Below are 23,798 nucleotides of genomic sequence, written 5' to 3' on the forward strand. Positions count from 1 at the left end.
TTAAACCCTCGGAGGAAAACCGCACCGATGGCGGCCAAGGCTGGCATGGGGGGCCGAAAACGGGTAGAGCGCGGGCAAGGCCCCCCGCGATATCCGTAGGTTTGCGGTATCCGGTCAGGGTCGGAGGAGGATGATATGCGCAAACTCGATCTGCCCGAACGTGCTGGCTGGCGCGATATGGCCAAAGAGGTGGGGTTCACCTTTGCCGATATGCATGGCGAACCCTATTGGGACGAAAGCTCGGCCTATGAATTCACGCTGCGCGAGATCGAGGACCGCATCGAGGACCCTGCCACCGAGCTGCACGCGATGTGCCGCGAGGCGGTGGACCGGATCGTGAATTCGGAGGAATTGATCGGGGTCATGGGCCTGCCCGAGGCGCATTGGGATCTGGTCCGCAATAGCTGGCGCGACGGGCAGCCCGAACTGTATGGCCGTTTCGATCTGGCCTATGACGGCAAGGGTCCGGCCAAGATGCTGGAATATAACGCCGATACGCCCACCTCTTTATACGAGAGCGCGGCCTTCCAGTGGCAATGGCTGGAAGAGCAGATCGCGGCAGGCGTGCTGGCGGAGGACGCCGACCAGTTCAACGGCATCCACGAGGCGCTGGTCGAGCGGTTCCGCGCCCTGTTTGCGCCCAAGACGGACCTGCATTTCACCGCGATGGGCGGCAATCCCGAGGATTATGCCACGGTCGAGGCGCTGGGTTGGGCCGCGCGCGAGGCGGGTCTGGGGGCGCATTACTGTGATCTGGAAAAGATCGGGCTGAGCGAAGAGCAGCAGTTTCTTGATGACGAGGATCGGGTGATCGGCACGCTGTTCAAGCTGTATCCGTGGGAAGATCTGCTGCGCGAGGACTATGCCCAGTATCTGGCAGGGTCGGGGGCACAGTTTATCGAACCCGCATGGAAGGCGCTTGTCTCCAATAAGGCCATCCTGCCGATGCTCTGGTATTTCTTCGAGGGCCATCCCAATCTGCTGCCCGCCTATTTCGAGGAGGATGTGCGCGAGGGGCTGGCCGGAAAGGGCCGCCCCGCTCCCGAGATTGCCGAAAGTTTCGCCCGCGCGCATGGCCAGCTTCTGCGGGGCTATGTCACCAAACCGATTTTCTCGCGCGAGGGCGCATCGGTGCATATCATCGAGGGCAGCAAGGTCGAGACATCGCAGCAGGACGGCTATGCGCAATATCCCCGCATCGTGCAGGCCTATCAGCCCTTACCGGAATTTTCAGGCTTCCGGCCGATTATCGGGGCCTGGATCGTCGGCGGGGACTGCGTGGGGATGGGGCTGCGCGAGGATCGCTCGCGGATCACGCAAGACCTGTCGCGCTTCAAGCCGCATTTCATTCGGGGCTGATGCGCCCGTAGCTGTGGTGCCGATGCCGCGGACCTGTGATATGGGGCCTTATGCCGTGCGTGCTCGGGGCTCCGATACTGTTTGATGAAGGACCAGATTGATGAAGAAACGCTCACGCTATGTTGCCCTGACCATCATGGGGGCTGCCGCCTTTACGCTGGCGGGGTGCAAGGAGGAAAAGGTCGATGCACAGGCTTTCCCCGATCTGGCCTCTTGCGAGCAGGCGGCAGGCGCGGGGGGCGACTTCACCGCCGAGCAATGCCGCACCGCTTTTGCCCAGGCGCAGGAGCTGAACGTGGAATCCGCCCCGCGCTATGACAGCCTGCAGGTCTGCGAAGAGCAGCACGGGGTAGGGAATTGCGGCAGCGAAGAAGAGGCCACGGGGCATCAGGGCAGCGGTATGGGCGGGATCTTCATGCCGCTTCTGGCAGGCTATCTGATCGGCAATATGCTGGGCGGGCGCGGCTCGGCGCAGCCTTTGTATCGTAACGGGCAGGGGGGCTATACCAATGCCGACCGCTCGGCCAGCTTCTCGACCAATAACGGCAAGGCCAAGCTCAGTCAGGGGCTGTTCAAGAAACCGGCCACGACCATCGGCAAGGCGCCGATGACCCGTGCCACGGCGGTTTCGCGCGGGGGGTTCGGGACCAGCTCCAGCACCAGCCGCAGCTTTGGCGGCTGAGGGCGCTGGCCGGTTCCCGCCGATGGCTTGAGAATCTTGTGAACGGTTTGCGGGGAACGTCTCTGCCCGAATGCGGGTTGTTTGTCCAAATCGCAGCACAGCGCCGGATCGGTGCGCAGCGGCTGCGACGGGTAAGCTTAGGAGATAGAAGATGTTCAAGAAAACCACGATGACCGTTGCCGCATTCGCCACGCTTGCAACCGCAGGTCTGGCCACCAGCGCCTCGGCGTTTCCGGCCATGCTCGGCACCGACAGCTCGCTGCGCGCAGGGCCGGGGGCGGATTATCAGGTCAGCTCGACCGTGCCGCAAGCCGCTAATATCGAGGTGGATGGCTGCATCTCGACCGGCAGCTGGTGTCAGGTCAGCTATGGCGACAATACCGGCTGGACCCCCGCGTCGAATATCGCGATCCATGAGGGTAACAACATCGTCTATCTGGCCGATCGCCCGAAAAATGTCGATGTGAAGACCATCGAGATCAAGGATAACGGCAATGGCCAAGCGGCCGGTGCCTTTGCCGGTGCCGCCGCAGGTGGGGCGGCAGGCGGCGCCATTGCCGCAGGCACGGTGATCGGCGGGCCGGCTGGTGCCGTTGTGGGGGCGCTTATCGGGGGCGCGCTGGTTGGCGAGGCCGCCAAACCCGAGCCCACCACGGTCACCTATGTGCAGGAGCATCCGGTTGATCCGGTCTTCCTGAAAGGCGATGTGAAAACCGGTGCGAAGCTGCCCGATAACGTGGCATTGCAGCCCGTGCCCGACAGCAAATACGCCTATGTGAACGTCAACAAGGAACCGGTTCTGGTGGACCCGCATAGCCGTGCCATTGTCTATGTGTTCAACTGATCTCCTCTGTTGATGTAGATCCGGAAGCTGGCCCTCGGGCCAGCTTTCTGCTGTGTGGTCCGGAGCACGGATCCTGTCGGACGGGGCCGCCATCCAACTGGGCAGGCCCGAATAGCAGAATCCGCAAAAGCCGCCCCGCAGAGGACCGCTCCGGCTTGCCACCTGCCAGAGGCCAGAGAGCTGCCTGTTCGGGGGCTTCCGATCCCCCAGTGTCGCGTGCAGTGGAAGGCCCGGGGCAATCTCTCCCGAAACTTGCCATCAGGACCGGCGCTGCGTCTTATCGCCGCGCCAGACATCAGTGCCAGAAATCGGTGCCAGTTACAGCCGCGCCTGTTCAGCCGCGCTGATCGGCGACGATCTTTTTCATGGCCTCTTCCGGCGCATAACCGCGCAGCATCTCGTCGCCGATCACAAAAGACGGGGTACCGGACAGGCCCATCCGCTGGCCAAGCGCGTAATTCGCCTCGATCACCTTTTCAACCTCGGGCGAGGCGGCGGCTTTCTGGATCGCATCGCCGTCCAGATCGAGCTTCTTGGCCAGCGCCGAAAGGCTGTCATCGGAAATATCGCCACGCAGGGTCATCAAGGCGTTATGGACCTTCTCATACGCCTCATCGCCCGCGACCTGCTTGGTGGCAATGGCAAAACGCGCAGCCTTTACCGAGGCGTCGCCCAGAATGGGGAATTCCTTGACGATGAAACGGATATGGCCATCCGATTTCAGAAGCGCGTTGATTTCGGGATAGGCCTTCTTGCAATAGCCGCAGCGGTAATCCATGAACTCGACAATCGTCACATCCCCATCGGGATTGCCGCCCACCCATGACTCGGGATCATTGGTCAGCTCGTCTTCATTGGTCGCAATCAGTTGCTGGTCATTCTGCGCGATCTGGGCGTTCTGCTTCTTTTCAAGCTCGTTGATCGCCTCCATCAGGACTTCGGGGTTGTCCATCAGGTAATTGCGCACGGCCCGTCCGAAATCGGCGCGTTCGCTATCGGTCATCGACCCCAGATCAAGCGCGCCTGCGGGCTGGGCCAAAAGCGCAGAAAGGGCGAAGGCGGGAAGGAGTTTGCGGGTCATCTGGGTCCTCTGTCGATCCTTGGTCCGGCGCCACAGACCGGCGCGGGAGGTTGGTGCCCACACTGGCGCAAGCGCGGCGGCGGGGCAAGGGGGGGCACAGCCTTTGCATTGACCTATGGCAGCGGCTGGCCTATCGCGGCGGGGTCGAAGCCCAAAATGGAGCCCCACCATGCGTTTCTCAACCCGCGGACAAGTCGATCCTTTCATCGTGATGGATGTGATGGAGGCTGCGCGCGCAGCCGAAGGGGAGGGGCGCGATATCGTTCACATGGAAGTGGGCCAGCCCTCGACCCCCGCGCCCTCCGGTGCCCGCCAGGCGCTGGCGCAGGCGCTGGACGATCAGGCGATGGGCTATACGGTGGCCTTGGGTCTGCCTGCGCTGCGGCAGGGGATCGCGCGGCTTTATAAACGCTGGTACGGGGTGGATCTGGATCCGGCGCGGGTGGTGGTCACCTCGGGCTCCTCGGGCGCGTTCGTACTGGCATTCTCGGCGCTGTTCAACGCGGGCGACAAGGTTGCTCTGGGCGAGCCGGGCTATCCCAGCTACCGCCAGATCCTGCGCGCGATGTCGGTGGAACCGGTGGGCATGCCGACCAGTGCCGAAAACCGCTATCAGCCGGTGCCTTCGGATATCCCCGAAGATGTGCAGGGGCTGATCGTGGCCTCGCCGGGCAATCCGTCGGGCACCATGCTGGGCAAGGCTGAACTGAAGGCGCTGATGGATCTGGCCGAGGCACGCGATCTGGCTTTCATCTCGGACGAGATCTATCATGGCCTCCATTACGAGGACCGCGCGGTGACGGCGCTTGAGGTCTCGGATCAGGCCTATGTGGTCAATTCCTTCTCGAAATATTTCTCGATGACGGGCTGGCGGGTCGGCTGGCTTGTGGTGCCCGAAGACCATGTGCGCACAGTCGAGCGTCTGGCGCAGAACATGTTCATCTGCCCGCCGCATGCCAGCCAGATTGCCGCCCTTGCCGCGCTGGACTGCATCGACGAGCTGGAGGCCAATCGCGCCGCTTATGCCGAGAACCGCCGCCTGATGCTGGAGGCGCTGCCGCAGATCGGCTTTGACCGCATCGCGCCGCCCGATGGGGCCTTCTATATCTATGCCGATGTCGCCCATCTGACCGATAACTCGCTGGCCTTTGCCGAAGAGATCCTGCGCGAGGCAGGGGTTGCCGTGACCCCCGGGCTGGATTTCGACCCCGCGCGCGGGGCCACGACGCTGCGGTTTTCATATGCGCAATCGACCGACCGCATCCGCGAGGGGCTTGCACGGTTGCAGAGCTTCATGGCGCAGCGTGGCAAGTGAGCACTGACTTTCGGGGGGCGCTGCGCTAAGCTCGCCCCGAACAGGATACAAGAACGGAATCGGGCAGAATGCGGAGATCGGCGCAGCCGTGTCATGGGCGCTTGGCGCTTTTCTGGGTCATGGCGCTTTGGGCGTTTCTGGCGGGGTGCGGGCTGGCGCAGGCGCAAGACAGCCGGCTTTCGGCGCTGGCGCAGCTTGATCCGGCGCGCAGTGGCATCACCGGCGATGCAACGCAGACGGATCTGCGCTTGGGGCTGTCGCAGCCTGTCGCGTGGCGGGCGTTCTTGCTGGATAATCCGCCGCGTCTGGTGGTGGATTTCCGCGAGGTCGATTTTTCCGCACAGGATCCGGCGGTGATGCTGGGCAAGGGGGGCAAAAGCGGCGCGGTGCAGGTGCTGCGCTGGGGGCCGTTCCGCCCCGGCTGGTCGCGTCTGGTGGCCGAGCTGTCCGGCCCGATGAAAATCGCGGCCGCGCAGCTGCGTACCGGCGAGGCGCCGGAACTGGATATTTCGCTGACTCCGGTCAGCAAAGACAAATTCGAAACAACGCAGGGCGACCCGAATTCGGCCTTGTGGGATTTGCCGCAGCCGGCGCCGGTTCCGGCTCCGATCCTGCGCCAAGATGGCTCGCGCCCGCTGCGGGTGGTGCTTGACCCCGGTCATGGGGGCATTGATCCCGGTGCGGAGGCGGAGGGCACTTCGGAGGCGGTGCTGGTGCTGACCTTCGCGCGCGAGCTGAAAGAGGCCCTGACCCGCGCGGGGATCGATGTGGTGATGACGCGCAACGAGAATGTGTTTGTGCCGCTTGAGACCCGTCTGACGATTGCGCGCAAATCCGAGGCCGATCTGTTCATCTCGCTGCATGCCGACGCGCTGGCCAGCGGGAAAGCCACCGGAACGGCGATCTATATGCTTGACGAGAAAGCCACCGACGACGCGTCGCAAAAACTGGCCGAGCGCCATGATCGCGCCGATATTCTGGCCGGTGTCGATCTGGACGGGCATGGCGATGATGTCGCACGGGTGCTGATGGATCTGGCGCGCACCGAGACGCGCCCGCGCACCGTGCGTTTTACGCAGGTTCTGGTGGGAGCACTGAAATCGGCGGGGGTGACGCTTTACAAACATCCCGTGCAGGGGGCCGATTTCTCGGTGCTGAAATCCGCCGATTTCCCTTCGGTGCTGATCGAGCTGGGCTTTCTGGACTCGGAACGGGATCGCAAGCATCTGCTGGATGACAGCTGGCGCAAAACCACGGCCGCCGCGATCACGCAGGCTGTGCAATCCTGGGCGCAATCGGATGCGGCAGAGGCAAGACTTTTGCGCCAGTAGCCCTATAAATGACGCTGAATGCTGTAGAAACGCCGCTCACATAGCCGAGATGTGAGCGCGATCTTGCCGCGAAGGCGTATAACTTGTTTTGACCCCGCAGGCCGTGGCGGCTATAGGCGGGCAGAATTGCGGTTTTCCGCGATAAACGGGCATCCCCCGGTAAGGAGCGAACCTTGATCCGATTTATCCTGTCCTTCTTCGGCAGCATCTTTTCGTGGATTGTTACGGCGGTGTTCTTCGCCGCGCTGACGGTCGGGGCGATCTTCTGGATGTATTCCCGTGACCTGCCGAGCCATGATCAGCTTTCGCAATACCAGCCCAAGACGATTTCGCGTATCTATAATGGCGACGGGCGCCTGATCGACGAATTCGCCACCGAGCGCCGTCTGTTCGTGCCGATCGACGAAATTCCGCCGATCGTGCAGGATGCCTTCGTGTCCGCAGAGGACAAGAATTTCTGGCACCATGCGGGCTATGATCCGGTCGGGATCGCGCAAGCCGTGTTCGAGGCGGTGCGCACCGGCGGCCATGACGTGCGCGGGGCCTCGACCATCACCCAGCAGGTGATGAAAAACTTCCTGCTGTCTTCGGACCGGTCGGTCGAGCGGAAGATCAAGGAGCTTATTCTGGCCTCGCGGGTCGAACATGCGCTGCCCAAGAAACGCATTCTGGAGCTCTATCTCAACGAGATCTTCCTCGGCCAGAATTCCTATGGTGTGGCGGCGGCGTCGCTGACCTATTTCAACAAGCCGCTGTCGGAACTGAAGCCCTATGAGGCCGCGACACTGGCCTCGATGCCGAAAGCCCCGTCGAATTACCATCCGGTGCGCGATATGCAGCGGTTGAAGGACCGCCGCAACTATGTGCTGCATGAGATGTGGCAGAACGGCTATATCTCCGAGGCAACCTATCGCGAAGAGCGTGAATTGCCGGTGAAATCGGTGCAGAACGGGGATTACGCGCCGTTCCGCGACCAGATGCCGCCGCGCGACTATTTCACCGACGAGATCCGCCGCCAGCTTTCGCGCAGCTTCGGTCAGGACGAGTTCTTCTCGGGGGGGCTGACCGTGCGCGCAACCGTCGATCCCGAGATGCAGGCACAGGCCGGACGCGCCCTTCAGCATGCGTTGGAAGATTATGACCGCAGCCGGGGTGTCTGGCGGGGCACGGGGGTGACCATTCCGGCGGACAAGCTGAAAAACGAGGCCGATTGGCGCGCGGCGCTGGCCGATGTGCGCAGCGATAAGGTGCCGCGCGATGTCGAGGGCTGGATGCCTGCCGTCGTGCTGTCTGTCGGCAAGGAAGATGCCCGCATCGGCATCGAGGGGATCAAGGAAGAAGGCAATGGCAACTGGATCCCCGCCAAGGATGTGCAATGGGCCCGCAAGCTGAACGAGAACGGCAAGCTGGGTCCGAAGGCGCGTGTGGCGTCGGATCTGGTGAGTGTGGGCGATGTGGTGATGGTGCGCGCCATGACCTCGGACAGCGATGGCAGTTTCATCCGCTGGACGCTGCGGCAGGTGCCGCAGGTGGAAGGGGCCTTCATGGCGATGGACGTGCATACGGGCCGTGTGATCGCGATGCAGGGCGGCTTCTCCTATCAGTCGACCGTATTCAACCGCGCCACGCAGGCGATGCGCCAGCCGGGCTCGAACTTCAAACCCTTCGTCTATGCGGCGGCGCTGGATTCGGGCTTTTCGCCCGAGACGGTGGTGGTGGACGCCCCGATCGAGGTGAATACCCCGCAAGGCCTGTGGCGTCCGAAGAACGCCTCGAACAAATATTACGGCCCGACCCCGATGCGGACCGGTCTGGAACAGTCCCGTAACCTCATGACCGTGCGGATCGCGCAGGAAATCGGCATGGATACCATTGCCAATTATGCCGAGCGCATGGGCGTCTATAACCCGATGAAGAAGTTCCTTGCCAATGCGCTCGGGGCGCAGGAAACCACGATGTTCAATCTGGTCTCGGCCTATGCGATGTTCGCGAATGGCGGCAAGCGGGTGGAGCCGACGCTGGTGGACCGTGTGCAGGACCGCTACGGCCGCACGATCTACCGCCACGACCAGCGCGTCTGTGACGATTGCAGCGCCCAGACCCTGCCTGCGGGCGAGGGGCCGCGGATCGAGTCGAATTCCGAGCAGGTGGTCGATCCGATCACCGCCTATCAGATGATCTCGCTCATGAAAGGCGTGGTCCAGCGTGGTTCGGGCCGCGGGGTGAATATCAGCGTGCCCGTCGCGGGTAAAACCGGCACGACCAATGATGCAAAAGACGTGTGGTTCACGGGCTTTACCTCGAATATCGTCGCGTCGTGCTATATCGGCTATGACAATCCCAAAGGGCTGGGGGCGCATGCTTTCGGCGGGACGCTCTGTGTGCCGGTGTTCAACGAATTCATGAAGGAAGCGGTCAAGAAATATGGCGGCTCCGAATTTACCGTGCCGCCGGGCGGGCATTGGCAGAACTTCAACCGCTTCACCGGCGAGATGCTGCCGCCGGGGGCGTCGGGCGATTATGTGCAGGCCGAATATCTGCGCGAAGGCCAGAGCATTGCCGGTATGGGGCTGGTGGTTGATGGCGGCTTCGGCATGGGCTCCAACCTGCCGCTCTTTGCGCCCGGGGAAAGCGATGAGGGCGGGACATCTGTCACCACCTCCTCCGGCAAGACCGCGATCCTCCCCAAACAGCGCGCGAATTTCGGCACAATCAGTGCCGGCGGGCTATACTAACATCGCAGGCCACGGATTTTCGGCCCCTTCGACAACTTGTCGAGGGGGCCTTAAATCTGTATGACCGGCCAGAACAGGAAAAGGACAGGTTTCGACATGCGCGCCGAGACGCAGAACATCGTTGAACAGATCAAGAAATCGCTCGACCTTCTGGGGCAGCGGATGGACCTTGAAACGGCTCCGCACCGGATCGAGGAATTCAACGCCATGATCGAGGACCCGACGCTGTGGGACGATCAGGCCCGCGCGCAGAAGCTGATGCGCGACCGTCAGGCGTTGTTGGACAAATACGAGACCTATCAGCGCATCAAGCAGGAGCTTGAGGACAATATCGAGCTGATCGAGCTGGGCGAGATGGAAGGCGATTCCGATGTCATCTCGGAGGCCGAGGCCGCGTTGAAGGCCCTCAAGGAAGAGGCTGCCGCCAAGGAGCTGGAAGCGCTTCTGAATGGCGAGGCCGATGGCAATGATACCTATCTCGAAGTCCATTCGGGCGCGGGCGGGACGGAAAGCTGCGACTGGGCGTCGATCCTTGCGCGGATGTATGTCCGTTGGGCCGAGAAGAAGGGCTATGAGGTCGAACTTGAATCCGAGACCGCAGGCGAAGAGGCGGGCATCAAATCCGCGACCTACAAGATTTCCGGCCCCAATGCCTATGGCTGGCTGAAATCGGAATCCGGTGTGCACCGTCTGGTGCGGATTTCGCCCTATGACTCGGCGGCGCGTCGGCATACCTCTTTCAGCTCGGTCTGGGTCTATCCGGTGGTCGATGACAATATCGAAATCGAGATCAACCCGTCGGATATCCGCATCGATACCTACCGGTCTTCGGGCGCGGGGGGCCAGCACGTGAACACCACCGACTCTGCGGTGCGGATCACTCACTTGCCGACCAATATCGTTGTGACCTCCTCGATGAAGTCGCAGCACCAGAACCGCGAAATCGCGATGAATGCGCTGAAATCGCGTCTCTACCAGTTGGAGCTCGACAAGCGTAACGCCGCGATCAACGAGGCGCATGAGAATAAGGGCGAGGCGGGCTGGGGCAACCAGATCCGGTCCTACGTGCTGCAGCCCTACCAGATGGTGAAGGATCTGCGCACCGGACACGAGACCTCGGACAGTCAGGGCGTTCTGGATGGCGATCTTGACGGGTTCATGGCCGCGACGCTGGCAATGGGCGTCGAGGGCAAATCCCGCGCCGATGCGCAGGCGGCGGATTAAGACCGGCTTTGTTCAAGCACCGAATCTTAGGTGCCTAATCACGCGGAACAGGGAGGGCGAAGGCTCTCCCTTTCTCATTTTGGTGAACCGGATCTCAAGAAAACTGATCGAATTGCGTAAATTTATGCTGCAGGACAGCATCGTGAACAAACTGGTAATTGATTTTTGAACGATGATCGGGAAGATTATGAACAAGAGATGACTGCCTACAGGGCCCTTTAACGGGAAATTAGGAGGCCTTCATGAAACCTAGAATTTACATCACCGGTGCTGCGGGTGCGGGTTCGACATCGCTTGGTCAGAAGATCGCGCAGACGCTTCAGGTTCCCTATATCGATACGGATGACTGCTATTGGGCCGAAACCGAGGTGCCCTTTACCTGTAAACGCGAGATTGGCGAGCGCTGCGCGCTGATCGAAAAGGCGCAAGGCAAAGGCGGCCCCGAAGGCGGATGGGTTCTGGCCGGAGCCGCCGATGGCTGGGGCGACGCTATTTTACGGCAGGCCGATCTGGTCATTTTCCTGCGCGCGCCCACGCCTTTGCGGCTGACCCGTCTGCGCAAGCGCGAGGTTCTGCGCTATGGCACGCGGGTGGCACCGGGCGGCGATATGGAGCAGATCTACCGCACCTTCCTGAACTGGGCGGCCAGCTACGACGACCCCTATTTCTGCGGACGTTCACTGAACCGCCACCGCGACTGGCTGGAAAGCCAGCCGGTGCCGGTGCTGGAGCTGTCCGGTGCGCGTCCGATTGCCGAACTGGAACATGACGCGCTGGCCGAGCTGGAGCATCTGGTCGCGGCCTGAGTGACGGATTGTCTTTTGGGCGGAACTCCTTTCCCCTCAGCGCGTAGGGCAGGAAAGGAGCAGTATCATGGACTTCAACGGAAAAACTATCTGGCTGGTGGGGGCAAGCTCCGGCATTGGCGAGGCGCTGGCGTTCGAACTGGCACAGCGCGGCGCGCGGCTTGTGCTGTCGGCGCGCTCCGAAGCGCCGCTGCAGGCGCTGCAGCAACGGCTCGGGCCGCACCATGCGGTTCTGCCCGTGGATCTGGCGGATAAGGCCGGCGTCGATGCGGCATGTCAGGCGATCTTACCTCTGGTCGGGCAGGGGCCTCTGGACGGGATGATCACCACCGCCGCGCTTTACGATCCGGGGCTGGTGCGCGAGATCGATTGGGACAAGGCCGAGCAGCTGATGCGCGTCAATCTTCTGGGGACGCTGGCCTTTGTACAGGCCGCCCCCGCGCTGTTACGCAAAGGCGGTCAGCTGGCGATTTTCGGTTCGGTTGCAGGGTATTTCGGGTTGCCCAAGGGGCAGTTCTATTCGGCCTCGAAAGCGGCTGTGATCAATCTGGTCGAGAGCCTGCGGGTGGAATATGCGCCCGATATCGATGTGCGGCTGATCTCGCCCGGTTTCGTCAACACCCGCCTGACGCAGAAAAACCAGTTCGACATGCCCTTCATCATGGAACCCGAGGCCGCAGCAAAGGCGGTCGCGGATGGTCTTGCAGGCCATCGCTTCGAGATCCATTTCCCCAAGCGCCTCACGCTCGGGTTGAAGCTTTTGCAGCTTTTGCCCTATGCGTTGTCGCTGCGGCTGACAAAACGTCTTCTGTAAAGGCAAAAGGGGCAGCGCGATGGCTGCCCCTTGCAGAATGCAGGACTGCGGTGATCAGTCTTCGCTGCTAACCGGCGGAGCCAGTTTCGGCGTGACATCGCCCGATTGCAGCGGGTCTTCCTGACGCTGCACGGACCCTTCGAAATGGGCACCGGATTCAATCGCGATGGTTTTGTGGATGATGTCGCCTTCGACCTTTGCGGTCGAGGTCAGGCGCACTTTCAGGCCACGCACGCGACCGATCACACGGCCATTGACCACGATATCATCCGCAACGATTTCGCCGCGGATGGTGGCGGTTTCGCCAACGGTCAGCAGATGCGCGCGGATGTCGCCTTCAACAACGCCCTCCACCTGCACATCGCCCGTGGTGCGGATGTTGCCGGTGATGGTCAGGTCGGAAGACAGCACCGAAGCACCGGGCTTGGCGCGGGGCGCACCACCGGGAGGCGGCGCGAAATCGCTTTTGCGCGGCGGCAGGCCTGCATCGGCCTTGCTTGCTTCGGGTTCGCCGGATTTGGTGCCGGGCTCGTGGATTTTGCTTTTAGAAAACATTCTTTGCAGCCTTGATGAAGGTCATCGGATCAACGGGTTTACCGCCTAACCGGATTTCATAGTGCAGATGCGGTCCGGTTGACCGTCCGGTATTTCCTGTATCACCGATCAAATCGCCTTGCGAGACCTTTTGCCCTTTCTGCACGCGGATTTTGGACAAATGGCCATAAACGGTCGAAACACCGAATTCATGCTGGATTTTGATCACCTGACCATAGCCATGTTCCCATTCGGCGGCGGTGATCACACCATCGGCAGGGGCATAGACATGGTTGCCGATGGGCAGCGCCATATCGACACCGGCATGCAGACGGCCCCAGCGGTAACCGAAGGGCGAGGAATAGCGGAACTGCGATTTCAGCGGCAGCTGGAAGGGCAGCTTGTCGGCGGCGATGCGATACATGTTGATCTCATCGAGCTTTTGCAGGATCGACGCCGCGCGCTTGTCATCCTCGGTCAGGGAGGCGGGGCTTTTGGAGGACATCGACACGCTGCCCAAAGGGCCGCCCGTACCGGAATAGCCCTTGCGGATCTCGCTCAGGATCTTGTCGGTGTTCAGCCCTGCCTGTTTGAACATCTTGTCGAACGGCGCCATCGAGATGGTCACCGCATCTTCAAGCGTGGCGAAAATCTGGTCATTGCGTTGTTCAAGCTGGCGTTTCTGGAGCGCAAGCTGTTCGGTTTCCTGCCGTGCGTCCTGCGCGTCCTGCGTCGCGCTATCGCGTTCGGTCGCGATTTCACCCAGAGCGTTGGACAGCATCTGCACGGTTTCCGACATATCGACATTGCGCGCAGCGGGGCTGCCTTTGCCATCCTTGCCCTGCTGCAATCCGGCCAGCTGGGTCTTGGCAGCGTCACGTTCGTTCATCACGCGGCGCAGGGTCTGCTGCACCACCTTCAGGCCGGTTTCCAGCTCGCGGCGATGTTCTTCGGATTGCAGAAGCGCCGATTGCATCTGCGAGACCTGACCAAGCGCGGTCTGGAACCGCTCCTGCGCCGCCAGCGCCTCGGAGGCGCGGCTGTCGCGTTCACGCGCAAGGCTATCCAGGCGGTGTTCGAAGGCCTTTTGCGAAATGGCCGCCTGCTGCGCCGAGGAGCCTTCGGAAATATTGTCGATAAACAGAAGCGAGCTTGCCACGATGGACCAGCCAAACAGCACCGCCCCGACAGCCAGCACCGAAGCCTGCGTCAAAGGGCGCAGGCGCACAAAGCGGGTCGAGTCATCCGATTTCATAAAGAGGCGCTGCTCGGGGAGCCAGCGCTCCAGGGCAGAGTTGGTACGATCCAGTAGACGTCGGGGCAAAGGCTTGGGTCCTGCTCTTCCTGAGGGCCACATCGCAAGGGCGAGGCTGTGGCCGAATTGTCACCTGTGCGACATGAAGTGGTTGATAGATCTTGCGCGAGGCACGAAACCGATTAGCAACCACGCTGCCCATCTGACAACCTGATTCCTTGCCTGCGCGCAGGACATCGGCCACACTTCGCATCACATCAGCGAAATCCTGCCGAGATTTTGCGTTAATTCGTTAACGTTTTAGCCCAACTCTTCGGCTTTTTGCAGGACTTCTGCGGCATGGCCGGTGACTTTCACCTTTGGCCACTGCGCGGCAATCCGGCCTTCGCGGTCAATCAGGAACGTGCTGCGTGTGATGCCCATATAGGTCTTGCCATACATCGATTTCTCGGCCCAGACGCCGTAGGTTTCACAAAGATCGCCCTCGGCATCGGACAGGAGGATGACGTTCAGGTCATGCTTGGCGCAGAAATTCTCGTGTTTTTTCAGGCTGTCCTTGGAGATCCCCAGCACCACCGTATCGGCTGCGGCAAAGGCGTCCGACAGGCGTGTGAATTCCAGCGCCTCGGTGGTGCAACCGGGCGTGTTGTCCTTGGGGTAGAAATACAGGACAACCTTCTTCCCCTTCAGCGCCGAGAGTGTCAGCAGGGCCTCGTCGCCGCCGTTTTGCGTGCGAGGCAGGGTGAAATCGGGCGCTAAATCGCCGATGGTTGCCATTTTTCTTTCCTTTTGCTTGTCTCTAAGCCTATTCACAGCCTAGATGAATTCTGCACGAACTCTATCTGTCCCGAAAATGCTGACAAGACATAGGCGGGATTTTTTGTGCCCTTTCCGGTTTTCAGAGCGGGCGGGCATTTTTTGGGGTGTGCCTGCGGGCCTTTCGGGGCGCGCAAGAGAACTTGGGGCCGGCTCGGCAGAGCCATTGCGTGAGAATTGGGCTATGGGCGCAAACGGGACGGCAGCGTGACAGACGACACGACCGATTTTTCCAAGCCGGAAGACGAGACAGAGCCGAAGCGTGCCCCAACGCAGCCTGTCGGCCGCCCTCCCATGCAGGAGCCGCCCGCAAGATCGCGCTCTATTTATAAGATTTTGCTTGTTTTTCTGGCGGTGCTGACCGTGCCTGTCGTCAGTCTTGTGGCGGTGCTGGCTTGGGCCGCCGTGACCCATCATCCGATGCGGGTGCCGATGGCGATTACCACCAAGGTGGAGGCGCGTGTCAATCAGGCGCTTGGCGGCACGTTACAGGCGCGGTTCTCGGGCGGGGCGGATCTGGTGATTGCCAGCGGCCTGCGCCCGCAGGTGCGGCTGAATTCGGTGCAGCTTCTGGCGCCGTCCGGACGCCCGATTGCGGTTCTGCCGCAGGTGCAGGCCGCCGTTCTGCCGATGCCGCTTCTGCAACGCCGGATTGCCCTGTCGAGCATCGAACTGAAGGGGGCCGCCGTTGCGATGCGCCGCCTTTCCGACGGGTCGCTGGATATCAATTTCGGCGGTCAGGGCGAGATGCAGCATCTGGCCATCGACAGTCTTTCGGATGTGACCGATGCCGTCGAAGCGGCCTTTGCCACCCCTGTGTTGCAAGATCTCAGCGAGATCCGCGCCGACACGATCGATATCCGCCTTGATGACGAACGGCTCGGGCGGGTCTGGCGGGTGTCGAAAGGGCAGTTCCGCCTGACGCAGGAGGCCGACCGTATCTCGGCCAGCCTGTCGCTGAATGTGGGCGAGCAGAACGATATGCCCGCCCAGCTTGCCTTGGGCGTGACCACTTACAAGAATTCGCCGCGGGCGCAGTTCGGGGCGGCGGTCACGGGGGTGCCTGCCCGTGATCTGGCCGTGCAATCGCCCGCGCTTGCAGGGCTTTCGGTGCTGGACGCGCCGATCTCGGGGTCGTTGCAGACCGCGATTGATGATCAGGGCGTCGTGTCGGGGATGGTGGCCAAGCTGAATATCGGGGCAGGGGCGTTGAGCCCTGTCGAAGGGTCGCGCCCGATTCCGTTTGAAAGCGCGGCGCTGGAATTGAGCTACAACCAGAAACAACAGCGGATCGAGATGAGCCGCCTCGAGGTGCATAGCACCGCCGCTGCCTTCAAGGCGACCGGCTCGGTGATGCTGCGTGATTTTGCCAATGGCCTGCCGCGCCAGCTTGTCACCCAAGTGGCGCTGAACGATCTGCAGCTTGATCCGGAAGGGGTGCTGGAGCAGCCTGCCCATTTCTCCGACGGGATGGTCGATCTGCGCATCGGGCTTGATCCGTTCCGTGTGGATATCGGTCAGGCGCAACTGATGGAGGACCAGACACGGCTTTCGGCCAAAGGCTCTCTGGCGGCCAGTTCCAAAGGCTGGCAGGTGTCGCTTGATAGCGGGATCAGCCGGATTTCCTCGAAAGGGTTGCTGGCGCTCTGGCCGCCGAAGCTTGTCGAGCATACGCGCAAATGGGCTGACGAGAATATTGCCGATGGCACGCTTTACAATGTGCGGGCGGCCATCCGCATTGCCCCCAATCATGACCCGCGCATAGATCTGGGATATGAATTCAGCGGTGCCGATGTGCGCGCGGTCAAGACGCTGCCCAATATCGAGGACGGGCGCGGTTTTGCCACGCTGGATGGCACAACCTATGCGATGATGGTGGAAGAAGGGCAGGTCACGGCCCCCGATGGCGGGGCAATCGAGGTGGCCGATTCCACGCTGAAAGTTCCCAATATCAAGCTTAAGCCTGCGCCGATGCAGGTCGATCTGGTGACCCGTTCGCAGATTCCGGCGGCACTTTCCCTGCTGGACGAGCCGCCCTTCAGCTTTATGAGCAAGGCCGGCAAGGGAACGGATATCGCCAAGGGCTGGGCCGTCGCGCGGACGCATCTTGAATTTCCGTTACAGCCGCATCTGAAACCGACGGATTTCAAATATGATGTCTCGGCCACGCTGACCGATGTCTATAGCGACCAGATCGTTCCGGGGAAGGTGCTGCGTTCGCGGCAGATGCGACTGCTGGCCGATCCGGAAAAAGGGCTGCGCATCGGCGGGCGGGGCCTGTTTCAGGACCAGAAATTCGATGCGTGGTGGATCAAGAAATTCACCCCCGAAGAGGCCCAGCATTCCCAGGTGCAGGGCTATCTGAATATCACCCCCGAAGGGCTGACCAAGCTGGGCGTGGCGCTGCCCGACAATATTCTGTCCGGCGAGGGCTGGGCCGCGCTGGATCTGGATATGGTGACGGGAGAGCCGGTCAGATATGTGATCCGCAGCGATATGAAGGGGATCGGCCTGTCGATCCCGCAGATCAGCTGGCGCAAGGGGCAGGCCTCTTCGGGCAAGCTGTCGATTGCGGGCGAGTTGAGCCAGCCCGTGAAGGTCGACCGGATCTCGCTGGATGTGCCGGGGTTGAAGGCGGAAGGCTCGGTCGCGTTGCGGGCCGATGGCGAGGGGCTGGAGCGCGCAAGCTTCGACCGTCTGTCGATTGGCGGCTGGTTCAACGGCGCCGCCGATCTGATTGGCAAAGGGCGCAACCGCCCGCCGGGCGTGGCCATTCGTGGCGGGCGCCTGACGCTGTCGGACCTTCCGTCGGGAACCAAGGGCGCGGGCGGCGGTAGCACGGGCAGCGGTAGCACGGGGGGCGGCGCGTCGGCCTCGACCCCGTTATCGGTGCGGCTGGACCGGCTGCTGGTGACGGACGGGATCGAGCTGACCGACCTTGTGGGCCAGTTCAACACCCGTGCGGGCTTCAACGGCACCTTTGACGCCCGCCTCAATGGCGGGGCGGTGGTCAGCGGTGCGGTGGGGCCTTCGGCCTCCGGGCGGCCTGCGGTGCGGGTGGAAACCCGCGATGCGGGCGGTGTGCTGGCCTCGGCCAAGCTGTTTGACAATGCGCGCGGCGGGCAGATGGTTCTGAACCTGTCGCCTACGGGGGATCGCAGCTATGTGGGGCAGCTTCGGGCTAGCAATCTGAAAATCACCAATGCGCCTATTCTGGCCTCGATGCTGTCGGCGGCCTCTATCGTGGGGCTGCTGGAGCAACTGACCGGCGACGGCATTGTGTTCAATAACGCCTCGGCCGATTTCAAACTGACGCCGCAGGGCGTATCCGTGACCGAAGGCCGTGCCACAGGCGCGTCGATGGGGATCACGCTGAATGGCAATTATCACATCGGATCGGGGGCATTTGATATGGAGGGGGTGATCTCTCCGCTTTACATCGTCAACGGGATAGGCCAGATCCTGAGCCGACGCGGCGAGGGCCTGTTTGGCTTCACCTATACCCTGCGGGGGTCGAAGACCGCGCCCAAAGTGTCGATCAACCCGCTTTCCATCTTCACGCCGGGGATGTTCCGCAACCTGTTCCGGACCGATCCGCCCGCGCTGAGCACAGAATAAGACGATGATGCAACTTTCGGATTTCGACTTTGACCTGCCCGAAGGGCTGATTGCCACAAGGCCCGCCCGCCCGCGCGATGCGGCGAAACTTCTGCTGGCGCAAGGCGGGGGCATTACGGATCTGCATGTGCGCGATCTGGTGGATGTGTTCCGCAAGGGCGACCGGTTGGTGCTGAACAACACCAAGGTGATCCCCGCGCGGCTGTCGGGCACGCGCACCCGCCAAGCGGCGCAGGGCGAGGTGACGGCCAATGTCGAGGTGACGCTTCTGGAGCCGCGCGCCGATGGCTGCTGGACGGCGCTGGCCAAGCCCCTGCGCAAGGTCAAAGAGGGCGAGGTGATCCGCTTTTCTGCCGATCTGTCGGCAGAGGTGGCAGAGATTGCCGAGGGCCAGCTGGCGATCCGCTTCAACCTGACGGGCGAGGATTTCGACGCGGCGCTGGCAGAGGCGGGGGCAATGCCGCTGCCGCCCTATATCGCAGCTCTGCGCAAACCCGATGCGCAGGATAAATCCGACTATCAGACCGTGTTCGCTCGCCATTCCGGCGCGGTGGCGGCCCCCACCGCCAGCCTGCATTTCACCCGCGAGCTTCTGGAGGCGATCCATGCCAAAGGGGTGGAGTTCACCGAAGTCACCCTGCATGTCGGGGCGGGGACGTTCCTGCCGGTGAAGGTCGATGATGTCACCACCCATAAGATGCACAGCGAATGGGGCGAGATCACGCCCGAAGCTGCGGCCGAGATTGCCGCCACCAAAGCCGCAGGCGGGCGCGTCATTCCGGTGGGCACCACGGCGCTGCGGCTGATTGAATCGGCGGCGCGCGGGACAGGGGCGATTGCGCCGTTCCGTGGCACCACCGATATCTTCATCTATCCGGGCTTCGAATTTGCCGTCACCGATGCGCTGATGACCAATTTCCACCTGCCGAAATCGACGCTGATGATGCTGGTTTCGGCGCTGATGGGCCCCGAGCGTATCCGCGAGATCTATGCTCATGCGGTGGCGCAGGAATACCGGTTCTTCTCGTATGGCGACAGTTCTCTATTGATCCCGTAAGCTTGCTGATAATCCCTGCTTGAAAAGCTTAAAACGAAACTGGACACTGGCCCCTACGGGGACTAGCTCAGCGCGGGGCGCTGAGGGAGATTCTCGCCGCGGATGTCGGTTTTGGCACATTCAGATAGTATTCGATTAGGGGGCTTTGATGTTCGCCGCGATAAAGGATAGCTGGGCGCTGCTTTTGGGCGTGATGTTGCTGATGGTCGGCAACGGGATGCAGGGGACGCTTTTGGGGATCCGGGGCCAGCTCGAGGGCATCGGCACCTACGAGATGTCCTTTGTCATGACAGGCTATTTCGCAGGCTTCCTGATCGGGTCGCGCTCGATCCCCGGGCTGATCGGTCGCGTGGGCCATGTGCGGGTCTTTGCCGCACTCGGGTCGCTGATTTCGGCCGTGCTGATCGCCTATGCCGCCGCTCCCAACTGGATCGCATGGTCCCTCATGCGGGTGCTGATCGGGTTTTGCTTCTGTGGCGTGTATATCTCGGCGGAGAGCTGGCTGAATTCCAGCGTCGAGAAGGAAAACCGTGGCCAGCTTCTGGCGGCCTATATGGTCGTGCAATCGATCGGTATCGTCAGCGCGCAGCTGATGCTGAATGTCGGCGATCCGGCAGGCTATTTCCTCTTTGTCATCCCCTCGATCCTCGTGTCGCTGGCCTTCACCCCGATTTTGCTCTCTGCCGTGCATGCGCCGGATTTCTCCTCTGGCAAACGCATGAGCTTCCGTAGGCTGTGGACGGTTTCGCCCTTCGGCTGCGTGGGAATTTTCCTGATGGGGGGCGTGTTTTCCGCGCTCTTCGGGATGGTATCTGTCTGGGGGACGCAGGCGGGGCTGAACGTCAAGCAGATCTCGCTTTTCGTCTCGGCGATCTATGTCGGCGGGCTGATCGCGCAATTCCCGCTGGGCTACCTGTCCGACCGTGTGGACCGGCGGATGATGGTTACCGTGTTGACGGTGATCGCGACCCTTTCCATGCTCTATCTCTTTTTTGCCACGCCGCCTTTCTGGGTGCTGCTGCCGATGGCGGCGGTTCTGGGCGGGATTTCCAACCCCGTCTATTCGATCCTTGTGGCCTATACCAATGACTTCCTCGACCGCTCTGAGATGCCTGCCGCATCGGCGGGGCTGATGTTTCTTTACGGGATCGGCTCGGTTGCAGGGCCGGTGGTCACGGGCTGGATGATGGAAACGCTTGGTCCGCAGGCCTTCTTCCTGTTCATCGGTGTGCTCTATGCCCTGCTGGCGGGCTACGGGATCTACCGGATGACACAACGTCCGGCACCGGCATCCGAAGATACGGGCACCTTCGCGGTGCTGTCTCCGGCCGTGACCGCCTATGCGGTGAACTACGCGCTTGATGCCGTGACCGAGGACCCCGACGCGGAAGCGCGCGCCGAGCAGGAAGCCCATGACAACCTGCGCGCCGCAGAGGCCGCTTCGGGGGTCGCGTTGCCGCTGCCCGTCGACCCCGAGGACGAGACCGCTCCGATGCCCGAAGATTCGGCGGACCCGGCCTATGGCACCAAGCCGGACGAGCCGTGATCGGCGTAAAACCTCTGAAATTACCGCCCCGAAGGTCGAATCTTCGTGATTTTGTCTTTGGGGCTTGCGTCGTGAAGGAAACGTGACAGGCTCGGGCCAAAGGCACTGTCTGGGGACGCGGGTCATGGAACAGGTTGCGAATGTTATCGGCTTCTGGTGCGAGATTATGGGGCCGGATCGCTGGTTTGGCGCGGATGTCGCGCTGGATGAGGAAATGCAGCGCCGCTTCGCGCAGCTCTGGCGCAAGGCGCGGGTGGGGACTTTGGACGAATGGCGGGATACACCGCAAAGCGCGCTGGCGCTGATTGTGCTGCTGGACCAGATGCCACGCCATATGTTCCGCGGTACGGTGGATGCCTGGGTGGCGGATGCACAAGCGCTGGAAGTGGCGCGCCATGCGGTGGTTCAGGGATATGATCTCGAGATGACTGGTGCCTTGCGCCAGTTTTTTTATTTTCCCTTCATCCATGCCGAAGATCCCGATGCGCAAAGCTACGGGGTGGCCTTGTTCGAGACGCGGATGCCGGAAGGTGCGGTGCTGGATGCGCGTTTGCGTCAGGCGGTCATTGCGCAATTCGGGCGCTTCCCGTGGCGCAACGAGATCGTCGGTCGCCGTTCCACAGAAGCCGAGGCGCGTTTTTTGTGGAATGGCGGGCTGGATCTGCTGCGCCGGTCCGAGGAAATTACCGACCGGCCCTTGCAGGAAGCGATTTTGCTTGGCGATCGCCTCTGAGATTGATCCCCCGGCAGAACTAGTTTAATACCAAACTAGTTTTCAGATGGAGGAATCCGCATGGCCGCCAAAAGCTTCGACATGATCGTGATCGGTGCAGGCCCGGGGGGGTATGTTGCTGCGATCCGCGGGGCACAGCTCGGGCTGAAAGTCGCCGTCGTCGAGCGTGAGCATCTCGGGGGCATCTGCCTCAACTGGGGCTGTATCCCGACCAAGGCGCTTCTGCGCTCTGCCGAAGTGTTCCACCTGATGGAGCGCGCGGCTGATTTCGGGCTGAGCGCCGAGAAGATCGGTTATGACCTTGATAAGGTCGTGGCTCGCTCGCGTGGTGTGGCCAAGCAGCTTTCGGGCGGCATCGGGCACCTGCTCAAGAAGAATAAGGTCACCGTCTTCATGGGCGAGGCAACCGTGGCCAAAAAAGGCACCGTCACGGTCAAGACCGATAAGGGTGTCGAGGAACTGACCTCGAAGAATATCGTGCTGGCCACTGGCGCACGGGCGCGTAACCTGCCGGGGCTTGAGGCCGATGGCAAACGCGTCTGGTCCTATAAGCACGCGCTGAACCCGCCGCATCAGCCGAAGAAACTGCTGGTGATCGGCTCGGGTGCGATCGGGATCGAATTTGCGTCCTTCTTCAATACGCTGGGCGCCGAGACCACTGTGGTCGAGGTGATGGAGCGCGTGCTGCCGGTCGAAGACGAGGAAATCTCGAAATTCGCCAAGAAGCAGTTTGAAAAGCTCGGCATGAAGATCCGCGAGAAGACCAATGTCAAATCGCTGGACCGCAAGGCCGATAAGGTTATCGCAACGCTGGAGAAAGACGGCAAGACCGAGACGCTTGAGGTCGATACCGTGATCTCCGCTGTGGGCATTGTGGGCAATGTCGAAAACCTCGGGCTGGAAGCTTTGGGCGTGAAGATCGACCGCACCCATGTGGTGGTGGATGAATTCTGCCGCACGGGCGTGGACGGCCTCTATGCGATTGGCGATATCGCGGGCGCACCGTGGCTTGCGCATAAGGCCAGCCATGAAGGCGTCATGGTGGCGGAACTGATCGCGGGCAAACATGCGCATCCGATCAAGGAAGGCACCATCGCGGGTTGTACCTATTGCACGCCGCAGGTGGCAAGCGTGGGCATGACCGAGGCCAAGGCGAAGGCTGCGGGCCATGAGGTCAAGGTCGGCCGCTTCCCCTTCATCGGCAACGGCAAGGCGATTGCGCTTGGCGAGCCCGAAGGCATGGTCAAGACCGTGTTCGACGCGAAGACGGGCGAGCTTCTGGGCGCGCATATGGTGGGCGCGGAAGTGACCGAGATGATCCAGGGCTTCGTGATCGGGCGCACGCTTGAGACCACCGAAGAAGACCTGATGCATACCGTCTTCCCGCATCCGACCATCTCGGAATCGATGCATGAGGCGGTGCTTGATGCCTATGGCATCGCGATCCACTTCTGAGTTCCCCAGCCTTGATCCGACACGCCCGCCTTTTCAGGCGGGCGTTGCATTTCAGGGCGCGGTCGGCGGGCGATATGCGGGCCTGCTGCGGGTGTCAGACCTCGATCTCGCCGCCTGCGGCCTGCCAGTAGCGGAGGCTGACCATGTTGAAGACCTCCTGATAGCCCATCTGCTGCAACATCTTGGCGGCGTTTTCCGAGCGCGAGCCGGACACGCAATACAGCGCCACAGGCGGGCAGGTGGCAAGTTGCGGCAGACACTCGGCGCTATCGGGATGGGCCTTTTTCAGCAGCGATCCGACAGGGATATGCAGGGCTCCCTTGGCGCGACCGGTCTGACGCACCTCGCCATCCTCGCGCACATCAATCAGAACCAGCGTTCCGGCGCGGACCCGCTCTATTGCGTCGCGGGCCTCGATTTTGGGGATAGCGCTGCCGCGGCGACGCAGAAAACCGAACATGTCATGCTCCTTGGGTGAGGCCCGCACGCGTTCCGGTGGGGCACAGTGATGCCAGTGATGCCGCCAAGCCGCTGGGCCTTGCAAGGGGCAGGATCAGGCATAGGCGGAAAATTGATCGCCTCGCGCAGCGCCT

At 61.8% G+C, this 23,798-nt stretch carries 19 protein-coding genes; 14 read left to right on the forward strand and 5 right to left on the reverse strand.

Features of this window, described 5'->3' with window-relative positions:
* Positions 1–135: 135 nt before the first annotated feature.
* The 3 genes from WDB86_RS01320 to WDB86_RS01330 all read left to right on the forward strand — a co-directional run bounded on the left by WDB86_RS01320 (position 136) and on the right by WDB86_RS01330 (position 2,885).
* The gene (locus WDB86_RS01320) at positions 136–1,359 is read left to right on the forward strand and encodes a glutathionylspermidine synthase family protein (protein ID WP_339107611.1); all 1,224 of its coding nucleotides are present in this window, start codon (positions 136–138) and stop codon (positions 1,357–1,359) included.
* 100 nt (positions 1,360–1,459) lie between these two features.
* Positions 1,460–2,041 (forward strand): DUF1190 domain-containing protein, encoded by a 582-nt coding sequence (locus WDB86_RS01325; RefSeq protein WP_339107610.1) that lies wholly within the window; start codon positions 1,460–1,462, stop codon positions 2,039–2,041.
* A gap of 151 nt (positions 2,042–2,192) precedes the next feature.
* Complete coding sequence (locus WDB86_RS01330; RefSeq protein WP_339107609.1) at positions 2,193–2,885, forward strand: DUF1236 domain-containing protein; 693 nt, start codon at positions 2,193–2,195, stop codon at positions 2,883–2,885.
* A gap of 334 nt (positions 2,886–3,219) precedes the next feature.
* On the opposite strand, the gene WDB86_RS01335 is transcribed toward WDB86_RS01330, so the two are convergent.
* A complete protein-coding gene (locus WDB86_RS01335; protein WP_339107608.1) occupies positions 3,220–3,966 on the reverse strand; it encodes a DsbA family protein in 747 nt (248 codons plus the stop codon).
* A gap of 169 nt (positions 3,967–4,135) precedes the next feature.
* Between WDB86_RS01335 and WDB86_RS01340 the strand changes: the two genes are divergently transcribed.
* The 6 genes from WDB86_RS01340 to WDB86_RS01365 all read left to right on the forward strand — a co-directional run bounded on the left by WDB86_RS01340 (position 4,136) and on the right by WDB86_RS01365 (position 12,191).
* Complete coding sequence (locus WDB86_RS01340) at positions 4,136–5,281, forward strand: pyridoxal phosphate-dependent aminotransferase (RefSeq protein ID WP_406736384.1); 1,146 nt, start codon at positions 4,136–4,138, stop codon at positions 5,279–5,281.
* Between the two features lie 68 nt (positions 5,282–5,349).
* Positions 5,350–6,612: an N-acetylmuramoyl-L-alanine amidase gene (locus tag WDB86_RS01345; protein ID WP_406720954.1), complete on the forward strand. Its 1,263-nt coding sequence runs from the start codon at positions 5,350–5,352 to the stop codon at positions 6,610–6,612.
* Between the two features lie 173 nt (positions 6,613–6,785).
* Positions 6,786–9,347 carry a PBP1A family penicillin-binding protein gene (locus WDB86_RS01350; RefSeq protein WP_339107605.1) on the forward strand — a complete coding sequence of 854 codons (2,562 nt, stop codon included), beginning with the start codon at positions 6,786–6,788 and terminating at the stop codon, positions 9,345–9,347.
* A 96-nt stretch (positions 9,348–9,443) separates the two neighbouring features.
* Entirely contained in the window at positions 9,444–10,571 is a 1,128-nt protein-coding gene (gene prfB / locus WDB86_RS01355; RefSeq protein WP_339107603.1) for a peptide chain release factor 2, read from the forward strand.
* A gap of 242 nt (positions 10,572–10,813) precedes the next feature.
* A complete protein-coding gene (locus WDB86_RS01360) occupies positions 10,814–11,377 on the forward strand; it encodes an adenylate kinase (protein ID WP_339107602.1) in 564 nt (187 codons plus the stop codon).
* 67 nt (positions 11,378–11,444) lie between these two features.
* Complete coding sequence (locus WDB86_RS01365) at positions 11,445–12,191, forward strand: SDR family NAD(P)-dependent oxidoreductase (protein ID WP_406736385.1); 747 nt, start codon at positions 11,445–11,447, stop codon at positions 12,189–12,191.
* A 54-nt stretch (positions 12,192–12,245) separates the two neighbouring features.
* On the opposite strand, the gene WDB86_RS01370 is transcribed toward WDB86_RS01365, so the two are convergent.
* The 3 genes from WDB86_RS01370 to WDB86_RS01380 form a co-directional block, all read right to left on the reverse strand.
* Entirely contained in the window at positions 12,246–12,746 is a 501-nt protein-coding gene (locus WDB86_RS01370; RefSeq protein WP_339107598.1) for a polymer-forming cytoskeletal protein, read from the reverse strand.
* Positions 12,736–14,049: a DUF5930 domain-containing protein gene (locus tag WDB86_RS01375; protein WP_406720952.1), complete on the reverse strand. Its 1,314-nt coding sequence runs from the start codon at positions 14,047–14,049 to the stop codon at positions 12,736–12,738. The genes WDB86_RS01370 and WDB86_RS01375 overlap by 11 nt, the downstream gene beginning before the upstream one ends.
* A 231-nt stretch (positions 14,050–14,280) precedes the next feature.
* On the reverse strand, positions 14,281–14,757 hold the full coding sequence (locus tag WDB86_RS01380) for a peroxiredoxin (protein WP_339107596.1): 477 nt from the start codon (positions 14,755–14,757) through the stop codon (positions 14,281–14,283).
* 246 nt (positions 14,758–15,003) lie between these two features.
* Between WDB86_RS01380 and WDB86_RS01385 the strand changes: the two genes are divergently transcribed.
* The 5 genes from WDB86_RS01385 (at position 15,004) to lpdA (ending at position 23,205) form a co-directional block, all read left to right on the forward strand.
* Positions 15,004–18,414, forward strand: coding sequence for a hypothetical protein (locus WDB86_RS01385; protein ID WP_406736386.1), 3,411 nt, complete (start codon positions 15,004–15,006; stop codon positions 18,412–18,414).
* A gap of 7 nt (positions 18,415–18,421) precedes the next feature.
* On the forward strand, positions 18,422–19,471 hold the full coding sequence (gene queA, locus WDB86_RS01390; protein ID WP_339109516.1) for a tRNA preQ1(34) S-adenosylmethionine ribosyltransferase-isomerase QueA: 1,050 nt from the start codon (positions 18,422–18,424) through the stop codon (positions 19,469–19,471).
* A gap of 148 nt (positions 19,472–19,619) precedes the next feature.
* On the forward strand, positions 19,620–21,017 hold the full coding sequence (locus tag WDB86_RS01395; RefSeq protein WP_406736387.1) for an MFS transporter: 1,398 nt from the start codon (positions 19,620–19,622) through the stop codon (positions 21,015–21,017).
* A gap of 124 nt (positions 21,018–21,141) precedes the next feature.
* Complete coding sequence (locus WDB86_RS01400) at positions 21,142–21,750, forward strand: DUF924 family protein (RefSeq protein ID WP_406736388.1); 609 nt, start codon at positions 21,142–21,144, stop codon at positions 21,748–21,750.
* Positions 21,751–21,810: 60 nt separating this feature from the next.
* Positions 21,811–23,205 (forward strand): dihydrolipoyl dehydrogenase, encoded by a 1,395-nt coding sequence (lpdA, locus tag WDB86_RS01405; protein WP_406736389.1) that lies wholly within the window; start codon positions 21,811–21,813, stop codon positions 23,203–23,205.
* Between the two features lie 94 nt (positions 23,206–23,299).
* Here lpdA and WDB86_RS01410 read toward each other — a convergent pair whose 3' ends face one another.
* On the reverse strand, positions 23,300–23,665 hold the full coding sequence (locus WDB86_RS01410; RefSeq protein WP_339107590.1) for a rhodanese-like domain-containing protein: 366 nt from the start codon (positions 23,663–23,665) through the stop codon (positions 23,300–23,302).
* Between the last annotated feature and the right edge of the window lie 133 nt (positions 23,666–23,798).

The organism is Thioclava sp. GXIMD4215 (assembly GCF_045291555.1).
GTDB lineage: Bacteria > Pseudomonadota > Alphaproteobacteria > Rhodobacterales > Rhodobacteraceae > Thioclava > Thioclava litoralis.